Source organism: Dietzia cinnamea NBRC 102147 (assembly GCF_001571065.1).
Classification (GTDB): Bacteria; Actinomycetota; Actinomycetes; order Mycobacteriales; family Mycobacteriaceae; genus Dietzia; species Dietzia cinnamea.
In genome coordinates, this window is sequence record NZ_BCSW01000005.1 from 47,975 (window position 1) to 61,085 (window position 13,111).

Below are 13,111 nucleotides of genomic sequence, written 5' to 3' on the forward strand. Positions count from 1 at the left end.
ACCGGGGCGTGGTTACTGCGCCTACTTTACAGAACAGCGTTTCGAGCCGCTTTCACCGCAGGTGAAGACGGGTCGCTGCGCTGAGCAGCGCGGAGATGGACGCCTCCGCCGCGGTCTGGCCGAAGCCGAGTGCCCACGTCTCGCGCCTGCCACTCGTCGCTCGCAGGATGGTGCACCACGACGACGTCGCCTCGTCGAACCCGCGCCCCTCGTACTGGTGGAACCGCTCGATCTCGGCGGGCGCGCCGACCCGGCTCAGCATCTCCGACATCGCCGTGAGGTCGCCACAGGACTCGGTGGTGAGACGGTGAGCGCGGAAGTCTCCGGGCGCGTCGTCGGCGGTGCGGGTGGCCAGGATCGCCTCGTAGGCGGTGATCCCACGACCGAGCGGGCGCCGCGAGAAATCGGCCAGGTGGAAGTGGTCGGACGAGGGGGCGTAGGTGTCGACGAGGGCCCGCCAGTCCATCCCGGCCGCCTCCTCGGCGAATCCGCGGGGCATGCGCCGCCCGAAGCGTTCGGCGAAGGGGCAGGGAGTGGCGGTGGCACCGCGGGAGTCGGTGTCGCGGGCGATGCTGCCGTGGGGGGTGCGGCCGTTGATGCCGGTGGGGAGGTGGTGCGTGGCGGCGTTCATGGTGTTCTCGCTTCTCGACGTCGGTGACGATGACCGACGGAGAAAGAGCAACCACGCAACGGGGGTGCCGGTCTGTCAGGCCCCGTTACGTCCGGTTACTACGAGAATCTTCCGCATGATCCCCACCATAGGCTGCCGTCCGCGGACCCGGCAAGCCCGTGTGGTCGACGCCTCGAGCTCCCGGGCCGGCTCAGTCGGCGCGTCGCTCCGCGTAGAGCCGCAGGTTCTCGACCTGGTCGGGGTCGAGCGACGGCCGCACGGCGAGGCGCGCGCGGGCCACGTCGTCGGCGGTGACCTCGGCCGCGTCGATGTCCCGGCGCATCGCGGTCAACGCCGATTCACGCAGCAGGGCCGCGCAGTCGGCGGCGGAGTAGCCGTCGAGGTCGGCGGCGAGCTCGTCCAGGTCGACGTCGTCGGCCAGCGGGACGTCACGGCCGGCGGCGCGCAGGATGTCGGCGCGGGCCTCCGCGTCCGGCGGCGGGACGAACACCAGTCGCTCGAGCCGCCCGGGGCGGAGCAACGCGGGATCGATGAGCTCGGGCCGGTTGGTGGCGCCGAGGATGACCACGTCGCCCAGCGGCTCGGCGCCGTCGAGCTCGGTGAGCAGCGCGGCAACGACGCGGTCGCCCACCCCGGAGTCGCCGGTCTGGCCGCGACGTGGGGCGAGGGCGTCGATCTCGTCGAGGAACACCAGGGACGGCGCCGAGTCGCGGGCCTTGCGGAACAGGTCGCGGACAGCCTTCTCCGACGACCCGACCCACTTGTCCATGAGCTCGGCGCCCTTGACCATGTGCACGGTCAGTCGCCCACTCGCCGCGAGTGCACGGACCACGAACGTCTTGCCGCAGCCGGGCGGGCCGTACAGCAGGACACCCCGCGGTGGCTGCACGCCCAGGCGCTCGAAGGACTCGCGGTGCTGCAGCGGCCACAGCACCGTCTCGGTGAGCGCCTGGCGCACCTCCTCCATGTCACCGACGTCGTCGAGCGTGATCGAGCCCAGGCTCAGCTCCTCCGTCCCCGAGCGGGAGAGCGGTCGGATCACGCTGATGGCGCCGAGGAGGTCCTCCTGCTCGAGGCGGGCGCCGGAGAGGGCGTCGTCCGCGGCTCCCGTGCCGTCGGTGCCGCCGTCGGTGCCGCCGTCGGTGCCGCCGGTGGCGCGGGCGGCTGCGCGCAGTGCCGCCTCGCGGGTCAGCGCCCGCATGTCGCCCGCCACGTAGCCGGGCGTGCGATCGGCGACGGCGGACAGGTCGAGGTCCGCGGCGGGCACGTCCCGCAGCATGACGGCCAGCAGGGCGGCGCGGTCGGCGGCGTCGGGCAGCGGTAGGTCCAGGACGCGGTCGCACACGTCGGGATCGCGCAGTCGGGGGTCGGCGTCCTCCGGCCGGACGCACGTCGCGACCAGCGCCGCACCCGGGGCCGCGACCACCGACCTCAACCGGTCCAGGACCAGGGTGGAGACCGGCTCGGACTCGGCCGGCAGCAGCGCGTCGACGTCGGTCACCAACAGGATCCCGCCGTGTTCACGCGTGCGCTCGGCGGCCGCCCGCACCGCCTCCAACCGTGACGCCGGGTCGAGGGAGCCGACCGACGGCCCGTCGATCACCTCGAGACGCCGGTCGCCCGCGACCGACCGCACGAGCGTCGCCTTGCCGACCCCCGGCGGCCCCGCCACCAGCACCCCGAGGTGCGGCGACGCGCCCAGCGTCCGCAGCAGTTCCGACCGGTCCAGCGCGAGCGAGAGCCACTGCTCCAGCACCTCGGCCTGGTCACCCACGCCCACGAGATCCTCGCGCGCGACGGCCGAGATCGCCGAACCGTCGGCCCCATCCGCGCTCCCGGCGCCCGCGGTCCGCCCGGCGGCCGCGGTGCCGGACGACCCCGACGCGTGGACGCCGCCTGCGGCGGGACCGGCGGGGAAGAGGGAACTCGTCGTCGTCACCGCCGCCGTCGTTCCGGCCGCCGCTGCTGTGCGCGGCGCGGTCGCCGTCGCCGCGCCCGTCACCACCGCGGTGGTGGGCTGCACGGACACGATGCCGTCGGGAACGGTCGCGGTCACGGTGAGCAGCTCCGTGCTCCACTGCGCGCCCATCGTGTTGCGTAGGGTGCGGGTGGTGTCCCCGGTGGGGAACTGTGGCCCGAGGTCGCGGGGCAGCAGCGTCACCGAATCGCCGACGCGCACCACCTTGCCCAGCAGCGCCGACCGCAGCACCCGCTCGGCGACCCCCCGCCCCGCCGGCGGGAGCCCCTGCACCTCGATCGACTGCGCACCCGTGACCTGCGCGGCCCGCACGGTGACGCGTGCGTCCTCGCCGAGACCACAGTTGGCGGCCACGACTTCGTCCACCACGAGGATCCCGCTCGGCGAACCCGGCTTCGCGGCGGCCACCACCGCCCCCGTGGTCCGGGCGCCGACGATCTCGATCGCGTCCCACTCCCGCATCCCCAGCGCGAGGATCACCTCGGGGTGCGCGCGTACGATGCCCCGGCGGGAGTCGGCCGCGGAGGCGGACAGTCGCAGGGTCAGGTCCAGATCCGGGCGCGCGTTCACGCCGCCGAGCCTATCGGCGCGCCGTCACGGCCCGGCGGTCAGAGGCCGACGCTGTGCTTGATGGCGTTCCACGCGACGGGGATCTGGCGCGAGTAGTAGGACCAGTTGTGCATGCCCGTCGGGAGGTGGTCGATGCGCGCCGGGATCCCCAGCTGCCGCAGGCGGCGGTCGGCGTCCCACGTGCACCGGTCGGTGGCCTGTTCGAGCGCCATGCCGGCGACGAAGTTGGCCGCGTCGTTGTTGTACGCCTCCCAGTCACCGGGGTTGGCCACGCCGGTGCTGGACGAGAGGTAGATGGCCTTGCCGCGCAGGTTCTCGGCGTTCAGGAGGGCGTCGTGGGCGGCCCACTGCTCGTTGCCGGGCTCGCCCCACATGTTGGTGAGCGTCGCGCCGCGGCTCTCGACCGTGTAGCGGGTGAGGATCTGCCCGAGCGCGTCGGTGGAGTAGCAGCCGGAGACGCCGAACACGCCGTTGTACAGGCCGGGGTGCCGGGTCGCGATGGTCACGGCCGCGCCGGCGCCCATCGAGATGCCGCCGATCGCGCGGTTGGTGTTGGCGCTGAGGCGGGGTTCGGCGATCCGCGGGAGGTCGCGGGTGATGAACGTCTCCCACTTGCTGATGCCCAGCACGGGGTCGGGCGCGTTCCAGTCGGACCACATGGAGCCCTGGCCGCCCGTGGGGATGATGAGGTTGACGTTCTGATCGGCGAACTGCTCGGCCGCGCCCCACTGCATGAAGCCGCTGGGCAGCTCGGAGCCCACGCCGTCGAGGAGGTAGAGGAAGGGCGCGCCGGCGCCGCCGCCCGGTGCTCGGTAGACCTCGACGGTGATGCCGCGCTGCATGTCCGCGGAGTCGATGAGCCAGCGCTCGTAACGGCCGTCCTTCTCCAGGACCTCGACGAACTTCGTCTCGCGGATGTTCGGGTTGGGCTGCGGCGACGGCGGCGGCGGGCCGGCGAACATGTTGGGCGAGAAGCCGAGCCGGTGGGCGATGTTCATCATCGACGAACCCGAGGAGCCGGGGAGGTTGCCGAAGTAGAGGAGTTGGCTGAGGCTCTCGGGCGAGATGGTGCCGAGGGCGTCGTTGGCGATCTGCTCGGGGCTGATCGAGCCGGGCAGGCCCTGGGCCTGCGCCGATGCCGGGACGAGGCCGACGCTCAGGGCCGCGGCCGTGGCGGTGGCGAGCAGGGCGCGCCCCGCTCGGCGGGCGGCGGATGTCCGCCGCGTGCTCGGCACGGCGGCGACGGGTGCGGGGACGGTCATGGCGGCTCCTTGCTCCGGGCAGCCGGGACTGGACAGCCGCCACTGCATCCACTATCGCACTGTTCCGTCACACTGTTACCGAGATGCGCGTGGTGGGTTCAGCGTCCAGCCGGTTCAGCTCCCCGCCCCCGGTCAGCGGTAGCGCTGGAGGAACGCCGCTTCGGCGAGGGCGATGCGCTCGATCTCCCGGGGATCGACGCTCTCGTCGGGGGAGTGGATTGCGGCCGCCGGGTCCTCGACGCCGAACAGGGCGATGCTTGCGTCCGGGTGCGCGCGCTGCAGCGCCGTGCACAGCGGGATCGACCCGCCCGAGCCGACCTCCGCGACCTCCTCGGCACCGTAGGCCTGCGCGAGGCACCGCGAGAGCAGGTCGTGCACCGGGTCGGACCCGCCCGCGGGCACGGAGCGGAACGGGTGGCCGACGGCCTCGGGCTCGACCGTCACCCGGGCGTTCCAGGGGCGGCGGCGCTCGATATGCGCGGTGAGCAGCCCCTGCGCCTCGACCGGGTCCATCCCCGGTGGGACGCGCAGGTTGATCAGGGCACGGGCGTGGGGCTGCACGGCCGCGATCGAGCCCTCGACCGGCGGGCAGTCGATGCCCAGCACCGTCACCGCGGGGCGGGCCCACACGAGGTCGGCCACCGGCGCGGCCGTGGAGACATCGACGCCGTCGAGGACGCCGGCATCGGCGCGGAACGTCTCCTCGGGGTAGGCCTGTCCGTCCCACCGCCCCGAGAAGTCGAGTCCGTCGACGGTGGTCGCCCCGGTCTGCGGGTCGCGCATGGAAGCGAGAACCGAGAGCAGTGCGGCCAGCGCGTCGGGCGCCGCGCCGCCGAACTGGCCGGAGTGGACCCCGGCCTCGAGGGTGTCGACGGCGACGACGACGTTCGCGATCCCCCGGAGGCTGGTCGTCAGCGTGGGGGTGCCCACCGAGACGTTCCCGGAATCGGCGATGAGTATGGCGTCCGCCGCCACCAGGTCCGGCCGATCGGCCACGAGATCGTCCAACCCTCCGCCACCGGTCTCCTCGGAACCCTCCACGACGATCCGGATCCCCAGGCCGTCCAGCGGGTCCGCCCCGGGCGAGCCGCCCTTGTCGTCGTCGTCCTCTTCTGATCCACCCACGGCGGCGAGGGCGCGCAGGGCGGTGAGGTGGACGACCAGGTTGCCCTTACAGTCGGCCGCGCCGCGGCCGTACCACCGGCCGTCACGCTCGGTCAATTTCCACGGCGAGGAGGTCCACGCCCCCTCGTCGCCCGTCGGCTGCACGTCGTAATGGCTGTACAGCAGCACGGTGGGCCGACCCGGCGCGGCCGGGCGGTGGGCGAACACGGCCCGCGACCCGTCGGACGTCTCGACCACCTCCACCGCCTCCGGTCCCAGACCCGGCACCGGCAGCTCGGCGAGCAGATCGCGGACCATCTCGCACGCCCGCTCGCAGGCCTCCGGCTCGGCCCCGTGTACCGACGGCACGGAGACGAGCGCGGCCAGGTCCGAGCGGGCGCGGTCGAGTTGCGCACCCACCGCGGCGGCCAGCGGCGCGAGCTCGGCGTGGGGATCGGCGAACGCGGAGGAGTCGGTCATGGGCAACAGGATAGAGGCCGGGTCCGACACGGCTGCGCAAGATGAACAGCAAGTGAACGCGGAATGAAGTATTTTCGGAGTCATGAGCAGCTTTGTGATCGTCGTCACTCCGGCGGAAGAGGAATTCCGCGAGCTCGCGCACGTCGACGAGCTCCCCCAGCGACTCCGCGCCGACCTCGAGGCCCTGCGCGACGAGGTCGCCGAGCGCTTCCCCGGGGCGGAGGCCATCGGCGAGACCGGCGCGCTGTGCGCACGGCCCGAGATCGAGGGCGTCGGCGTCGTCATCCGTCCCGAGGTCATCACCCGCCCACTCGTGGTCAACGCGGTCATGCGGCTGGCCGCGCCCCGCCAGCTCCGCGTCACCGCGCCCGAGCTCGGGCTCGCCGCGGATCCGCGCGAGCGCATCGACATCGATGTGAACCGGCGCCCCACCATGGTCGGGGCGGGGATCGCCGACCACTCCGTGCGCGGCCGGCCGCGGGGCACGCTGCCGTGGGTCACCCGCGAGCTTCTCGGTCAGCTCGTGGACCATCTCGAGATCGACGGTGACCGGCTGGAGCTGGAGGTCGACGACGAGCGGTGGTTTCGCTACGAGCGTTCCGGCGGCGCGCTGGTCGTCGAGGCCGTCGACGGCCCGGACGTCCCTGTCCGACGCGTCATGGTCCCCGTGGACGTGGCGGCCTCCGCGGCCGACGCCGGCTGGGCGTGGGCGCGGTGCGGCGCGGACTGGGCCCGGTTCCTCGAGGCGGGCACCGGCTCCGGGGAGGCGCCGGCGGACGTCGATCCCGCCGCTGCGCGCATGACCGAACCGAGCAGCCCCGCGTCGGCGGCCTGAGTCCTCACCGGTCCCGCGCGTCTACACCGAGTTGTCGTAGCGCAGTGAGGCCACAACGGTATCGATCGTCTCCGTCGGCTGAACCCCGGGCTCCCGCTCGTCGGACATGAGGACGAAGACGGTGGACGCCGGCGCGCCGTCCGGGGTGCGGGTGGAGACCGCGATCGTGTCGAAGCGGATGACCGGCGGCGTGCACGCGTTGCGCGGCGGGCGCACCTCACCGCGCAGTGACACATACCAGGCGGGCACCCCGGAGATCCCGATACGGCGCGCCTCGGGAACCGGGACGTCCGCTCCCGCCTCGGTGAAGCGCCGGTCGATGGAATCTGCCATCGCCCGCGACGCCGACTCGGCCTGATCGCGCGCCTCGCCCGGCAGCGTCGTCGCGCTGATGCCGACCAGCGTCCGGAAGCTCAGACCCCCGAGCGCGCAGTAGTCCCTGTCCGCGATGGCGTTTGCGGTGGTCACGTAGCCCGAGCCCCAGTCCGCCCCCGGGTCGTGGCCGTCCTCGTCGACACCGAACGGGTCACCGACCTCCCAGTCCGGCGGAACCGAGTACACGAGGCCGGTGGGGCTGCGCACGTCCTGCCAGTCCGCCGGCGGTGGCGCGGCGGCCAGAGTGGGCCCGGGCTCCTCCCGGGTGGGCTCGTACGGCTCGTCCTCGCCGCCGGGCCACAGTGTGCACCCCGTGAGCGTCGCGACGAGCGCGCCGGCGAGCAGCGCCGCGGCGGGGCGGGGCATTCCGCTCTCAGCCCCGCTCGGCGAGAGCCTTGATGCGCTGGAGCGAGGTGGACACGCCGCGGTCCATCTCGGCGGTGAACGACTTCTGTCCGCCGAAGAGCTTGTCGGTGAGGAACCGGGAGATGAAGGTGAGCCCGTCCGGCACCTCGCGGCGCTCGGTCAGTCGCGTGCCACCGGACGGCGTGGGCTCGAGCTCGAACACCCACACGGTCGTGTTCTCGTTGATCCGGTTGGCGAACCGGCGACCGGGCTCGAACTCCACCACCCGGCTCGTTGTGGGCCATACGATAGGGCCGCGCTTGTTGAGGTTGATCGCCCACGTGCCCTTGGTGGTGCGGCCGCCGGGTGAGAAGATCCTCCACGCCTGGCTGCTCCACTCCGTGGCGTTGCGGACCTCGGAGACGACCTCCCAGACCCTGGCCGGAGCGGCGTCGATCTCGATGGAGCTCTCGATGGCGCCGATGGCGGCGGGTTCGGTGGGCATTCGGCGGGCCTTTCGACACGGGCGGGTGGGACGGCGTCTCGATGGTAGGGCAGGGCTCGGGTCGGTGAGGGACGTTCGTGTGAGGCGTTCGCCGGACGCGGACCCGTCGATCCTTTGCACTCGTCGGGGGCGAGTGCTAGAAAAGCGATTGGCACTCGGTTACCCTGAGTGCCAGCAAGATCTGAAACTGAGGTCGCAAGGTGAGGGGCGGATCCGACACGGTCCGCACCGTCCGTCGCGGGCACCGACGCTGACCACACGCGTGTCACCCCATACCCGGAGGATGATTCACCCCATGGCAAAGATGATCGCGTTCGACGAGGAGGCCCGGCGCGGCCTGGAGAGCGGGCTCAATCAGCTCGCCGACGCCGTCAAGGTCACCCTCGGCCCCAAGGGTCGCAACGTCGTGCTGGAGAAGAAGTGGGGCGCCCCCACCATCACCAACGACGGTGTCTCCATCGCCAAGGAGATCGAGCTCGAGGACCCGTACGAGAAGATCGGGGCCGAGCTGGTCAAGGAGGTCGCCAAGAAGACCGACGACGTCGCCGGCGACGGAACCACCACCGCCACCGTCCTCGCCCAGGCGCTCGTGCGCGAGGGCCTGCGCAACGTCGCCGCCGGTGCCAACCCCATGGGCATCAAGCGCGGCATCGAGAAGGCCGTCGAGGCCGTCACCAAGCACCTCATCGACTCCGCCAAGGAGATCGAGACCAAGGAGCAGATCGCCGCGACCGCCGGCATCTCCGCCGCCGACCCGGCCATCGGTGAGCTCATCGCCCAGGCCATGGACAAGGTCGGCAAGGAGGGCGTGATCACGGTCGAGGAGTCCCAGACCTTCGGCCTGGACCTCGAGCTCACCGAGGGCATGCGCTTCGACAAGGGCTACATCTCGCAGTACTTCATGACGGACCCGGAGCGCCAGGAGGCGGTCATGGAGGATCCGTACATCCTCCTCGTCTCGGGCAAGGTCTCCACCGTCAAGGACCTGCTCCCGCTGCTGGAGAAGGTCATCGGCGAGAACAAGTCGCTGCTGATCATCGCCGAGGACGTCGAGGGCGAGGCCCTGTCGACCCTGGTCGTCAACAAGATCCGCGGCACCTTCAAGTCCGTCGCCGTCAAAGCCCCGGGCTTCGGCGACCGCCGCAAGGCCATGCTGCAGGACATCGCCATCCTCACCGGTGGCCAGGTCATCTCCGAGGAGGTCGGCCTCTCGCTCGAGACCGCCGACATCTCCATGCTCGGTAAGGCCCGCAAGGTCGTCGTGACCAAGGACGAGACCACCATCGTCGAGGGCGCCGGCGACCAGGGCCAGATCGAGGGCCGGGTCAACCAGATCCGTGCCGAGATCGAGAACTCCGACTCGGACTACGACCGCGAGAAGCTCCAGGAGCGCCTCGCGAAGCTCGCCGGCGGCGTGGCCGTCATCAAGGCGGGCGCGGCCACCGAGGTCGAGCTCAAGGAGCGCAAGCACCGCATCGAGGACGCCGTGCGTAACGCCAAGGCGGCCGTCGAGGAGGGCATCGTCGCCGGCGGTGGCGTCGCCCTGGTGAAGTCCGAGGCCGCGATCGAGGGCCTGTCCCTCGAGGGCGAGGAGGCCACCGGCGCGAACATCGTCAAGTTCGCCCTGAGCGCCCCGCTCAAGCAGATCGCCCTCAACGCCGGCCTCGAGCCGGGCGTCGTGGCCGAGAAGGTCCGCAACCTCCCCGGTTCCGAGGGCCTCAACGCGGCCACCGGCGAATACCAGGACCTCCTGGCGGCCGGCGTCAACGACCCGGTCAAGGTGACCCGCTCGGCGCTGCAGAACGCCGCGTCGATCGCCGCGCTGTTCCTCACCACCGAGGCCGTCGTGGCCGACAAGCCCGAGCCCGCCGCCCCGGCGATGCCGGGTGGCGACGAGATGGGCGGCATGGGCTTCTGATCTAAAAGCCCATGCGCGACTGACGCGCCCACACGCGCGCAGAGCAGGGTCCGTGGCCCGCACCGGTACACCGGTGCGGGCCACGGCCTATTTCGGGTGTCGGTCCCACTTTCGGGCGTCGGTCCACTCCGGCGGGCCGTAACACCACCGACACGTTCAGAGTGCTGCGTAAAAGGTCCGTGACCTGCGGTAAAGAGACTGTTTCAGCTATGGCGGCGGGTTCGACCGTTTCTTAGTGTCCTCTTCAGACGCCTCAGAAGGCGTCGTGAGTCACTGAGAAGGAGAACTCCATGCCCAACTTCGGCCAGCTGTCCGACCTCTTCGGGGGAATCACCGACGTTCTCGGCGCCCTTGTCTTCTTCACCGGCTCCCTCGGCGGCGAGGGCGGGGTGAACGACGTCATCGGCGCGATCACGAGCATCAGCGCCGAGTAGCCAGACCCCGACACGTCACCGCGCAGTCACAGATACAAGGAGCAGACAATGACCTTTCCCGAGTTCGGATCCCTCGCCGGCGTCAGCGGAGTCCTGGGCTTCCTCAACGACTTCCTCGGGGCCTTCGGAGACCTGTTCTCCGGCCTCGACTACTTCACCGGAGGCGACTTTCAGGAGGCCCTCGCGGGCGGATTCCTCCAGTGACTCCCTGAGCTCCGTCGAGGGTGGCGACTCTCCCCGACGGCCAGATGCGGCCCGCGCGATTCTCCCTCGCGCGGGCCGCTCCGCTGTCGGTGGGGAGAGGGTGTTCGATCAGCGGGAGGTCGGAGGTGAACGGGGGATGGCCTACGTGAACCGTTCACCTGCGGAGATGTCCGTGAGGGTGACGTGCGAAAGAATTCTTCTCAAAGCGCCACGATTAATGAGACTTCTTAAGGCTGCGTGGTTTACAGTGGCTCAGGGCACACGCCCGGCGCGAAGCTAGGGCCAGCGCCGACAGGGTGGACTGAGATGCACCTCACGATTGACATCGGTGCGCCTTAGGTTACCCTTACCCGGGGCCCCGCGAGTGGGGCGTCATCACAGCAAAAGGGAGATACACATGCCTGATTTCAGCGCCATCAGCGCCGCGCTCACCGCGGTCACCAACGCCATCAGCGGCCTCGTGGCCCTGACCGGGTCCCTGACGGGCAACGACCTGGGCCCCGCGCTCGAGGCCATCGGTCTCGGTGATCTCGGCAGCGCCGCGGAGGGTGCGGCCTGACAGCCCCCGGGGCCAGGGTGATCCCTGTGCCCATACCGGCTGTGTAGAGACGCGGCCACCTCAATCTTCGATCTTGATCCGGACCCCGGATCGCACTCTCAAGGAGAACAGACATGGGTATCGACCTCGGCTCCATCGGCGGCGACAACGGCCTGCTCGCGAAGGACGGCATCGTCGACCTCGGCGGTACGTTCCTCGGCGCCGTCAACAACCTGGTCAAGGCTGTCGGCTACTTCGTCGGCGGCGACTTCCAGAAGGCGCTCGACGCGGGCTTCATGAAGGCCTGAGTCGGACGACTGACTCGAAAAGGGCTCCGGGCTGAGGCTCGGAGCTCTTTTTTCTGCTCGCGACCGCCGGGCGCCGACCGGGCGACCTGAGTTCGATATGGGTTCGTTCATATCGGTAACACAGATCGGCGGCGAGTCGATAATGTTGACGTGAGCCGCACGGGAGGCTCTGAGGTTTCCACCGGCCGGTGCCGGTGTGACATCCTCGGGGCCGAGCCCTGCGGATGAACTGCCCAGTCTTGGCGGCGCGCTGGTGATACTAGTGTGGCTGATGGGACTTGTGTGACTGCTGGGAATCGGGTTAGCGTTCTCCGCGAGAAGGTGCCCGGGTCCGTCTGTGAACAACGAGAATGTAAGGCGTCGAAATATGCGTTCAGTGAAGCGGTTCGGCACGAAGGTCGCAGCAGCGGCCCTCGCCGCGGCCATGGTCCCCGTCGTCGCCACCGGCACGGCTCAGGCCCAGGGCGGCACCATCCAGTACACCAAGGCCACCGCGGGCAACAAGGTCGTCGAGACCAAGCTCCCGGACGGTCGACTGATCGTGTCGGTGTGGTCGGACAAGATGGCCGTCGAGGTGCCGAACATCGTCCAGCCGCCGCGCGACGGTAACTTGCGTGCTCCCGTGCTGTACCTCGTCAACGGGGCGGGCGGTGGCGAGGACTCCGCCACCTGGCAGGCACAGTCCGACGTCAAGCAGTTCATGTCCGACAAGGACGCCTGGACCGTCACCCCGATCGGCGGAGCCTTCTCGTACTACACGGACTGGCAGAAGCACGATCCCAATGTCCAGACCCGCTTCGCGCGTGACACCGACCGTCCGATGGCGTTCGAGACCTACCTCGCCAAAGAACTGCCGGATCTCTTCGAGGGTCGCTACGGGGGGAACACCGGCGACGCCCGCGGCCGTGGTCTCGCCGCGATCTCCATGACCGCGACCTCGGTCCTGACCATCGCCCAGAAGTACCCGGGCAGGTTCGACGCCATCGGCTCCTACTCCGGCTGTGCGGAGACCTCCACCCCGATCGGCCACGAGTTCATCAACATCGTCACCGGCATGCGGGGCGGGGCCGACCTCAACAACATGTGGGGGCCCTTCCCGGGCGAGCCCCGCGCGGGTACCAACAGCTGGTTCGACAACGACCCGGTCTGGGGCGCCTGGCGCTTCAAGGAGCAGATGGACCGCGGCCAGCTGCCCGCCATGTTCATCTCCACCGGAAACGGTCTGCCCGGACCGCACGAGTCGCTCGAGAACTGGCGCCTGCGCAACAGCATCCCGGCGCTGGCCAACCAGGCGATCGTCGGCGGTGTCATCGAGGCGGCCACCCAGTACTGCACGGCCAATCTGGCCCGCCGCTTCGGCGAGCTCGGCATCCCCGCCCACTTCGACTTCGCGCCCAACGGCACGCACTCGTGGGGCTACTGGGAGGACGACCTCAAGCAGTCCTGGCCCATGATGGCGAACGCCATGGGTGCCCGCTGGGGCGCTCTCTGATCGACCGGCGCCACGGCGGCTCACCCGCGCCCGGAGCCCACGGACCCCGCTCACCTCACATCAGGTGGGCGGGGTCCGTTCTCGTATGCGGCCCCGCCGCGGGCCGGCTGCGGCGAACGGAGCGTAGTCCGG

General features: G+C 70.7%; 13 protein-coding genes. 7 read left to right on the forward strand and 6 right to left on the reverse strand.

What is annotated here, in order from left to right; translation table 11 throughout:
• Nucleotides 1–52 precede the first annotated feature (52 nt).
• The 4 genes from DCI01S_RS03380 to DCI01S_RS03395 all read right to left on the reverse strand — a co-directional run bounded on the left by DCI01S_RS03380 (nt 53) and on the right by DCI01S_RS03395 (nt 6,025).
• A complete protein-coding gene (locus DCI01S_RS03380) occupies nt 53–631 on the reverse strand; it encodes a hypothetical protein (protein WP_061227944.1) in 579 nt (192 codons plus the stop codon).
• Nucleotides 632–821: 190 nt separating this feature from the next.
• The gene (locus DCI01S_RS03385) at nt 822–3,179 is read right to left on the reverse strand and encodes an AAA family ATPase (protein ID WP_061227945.1); all 2,358 of its coding nucleotides are present in this window, start codon (nt 3,177–3,179) and stop codon (nt 822–824) included.
• 38 nt (nt 3,180–3,217) lie between these two features.
• Complete coding sequence (locus DCI01S_RS03390) at nt 3,218–4,441, reverse strand: alpha/beta hydrolase (protein WP_061227946.1); 1,224 nt, start codon at nt 4,439–4,441, stop codon at nt 3,218–3,220.
• 132 nt (nt 4,442–4,573) lie between these two features.
• Nucleotides 4,574–6,025 (reverse strand): M20/M25/M40 family metallo-hydrolase, encoded by a 1,452-nt coding sequence (locus DCI01S_RS03395; RefSeq protein WP_061227947.1) that lies wholly within the window; start codon nt 6,023–6,025, stop codon nt 4,574–4,576.
• A gap of 82 nt (nt 6,026–6,107) precedes the next feature.
• On the opposite strand from DCI01S_RS03395, the gene DCI01S_RS03400 reads away from it, so the two are divergent.
• Nucleotides 6,108–6,860, forward strand: a complete 753-nt coding sequence (locus DCI01S_RS03400; protein WP_244881634.1) for a hypothetical protein — start codon at nt 6,108–6,110, stop codon at nt 6,858–6,860.
• Between the two features lie 21 nt (nt 6,861–6,881).
• Here the strand turns inward: DCI01S_RS03400 and DCI01S_RS03405 are convergent, their stop codons facing one another.
• Nucleotides 6,882–7,601 (reverse strand): DUF8017 domain-containing protein, encoded by a 720-nt coding sequence (locus tag DCI01S_RS03405; protein WP_061227949.1) that lies wholly within the window; start codon nt 7,599–7,601, stop codon nt 6,882–6,884.
• A gap of 7 nt (nt 7,602–7,608) precedes the next feature.
• A complete protein-coding gene (locus DCI01S_RS03410; RefSeq protein WP_061227950.1) occupies nt 7,609–8,085 on the reverse strand; it encodes an SRPBCC family protein in 477 nt (158 codons plus the stop codon).
• 295 nt (nt 8,086–8,380) lie between these two features.
• Between DCI01S_RS03410 and groL the strand changes: the two genes are divergently transcribed.
• From groL to DCI01S_RS03420, 6 genes are all read left to right on the forward strand, one after another.
• A complete protein-coding gene (gene groL / locus DCI01S_RS03415) occupies nt 8,381–10,003 on the forward strand; it encodes a chaperonin GroEL (RefSeq protein WP_061227951.1) in 1,623 nt (540 codons plus the stop codon).
• Nucleotides 10,004–10,293: 290 nt separating this feature from the next.
• Nucleotides 10,294–10,437 carry a hypothetical protein gene (locus DCI01S_RS17495; RefSeq protein WP_167349529.1) on the forward strand — a complete coding sequence of 48 codons (144 nt, stop codon included), beginning with the start codon at nt 10,294–10,296 and terminating at the stop codon, nt 10,435–10,437.
• 48 nt (nt 10,438–10,485) lie between these two features.
• Nucleotides 10,486–10,641, forward strand: a complete 156-nt coding sequence (locus tag DCI01S_RS17500; protein ID WP_167349530.1) for a hypothetical protein — start codon at nt 10,486–10,488, stop codon at nt 10,639–10,641.
• A 397-nt stretch (nt 10,642–11,038) separates the two neighbouring features.
• On the forward strand, nt 11,039–11,200 hold the full coding sequence (locus tag DCI01S_RS17505) for a hypothetical protein (RefSeq protein WP_167349531.1): 162 nt from the start codon (nt 11,039–11,041) through the stop codon (nt 11,198–11,200).
• A 113-nt stretch (nt 11,201–11,313) separates the two neighbouring features.
• Nucleotides 11,314–11,487 (forward strand): hypothetical protein, encoded by a 174-nt coding sequence (locus tag DCI01S_RS17510; protein WP_167349532.1) that lies wholly within the window; start codon nt 11,314–11,316, stop codon nt 11,485–11,487.
• A gap of 367 nt (nt 11,488–11,854) precedes the next feature.
• Nucleotides 11,855–12,979 (forward strand): alpha/beta hydrolase, encoded by a 1,125-nt coding sequence (locus DCI01S_RS03420; protein WP_061227952.1) that lies wholly within the window; start codon nt 11,855–11,857, stop codon nt 12,977–12,979.
• Nucleotides 12,980–13,111: the final 132 nt, after the last annotated feature.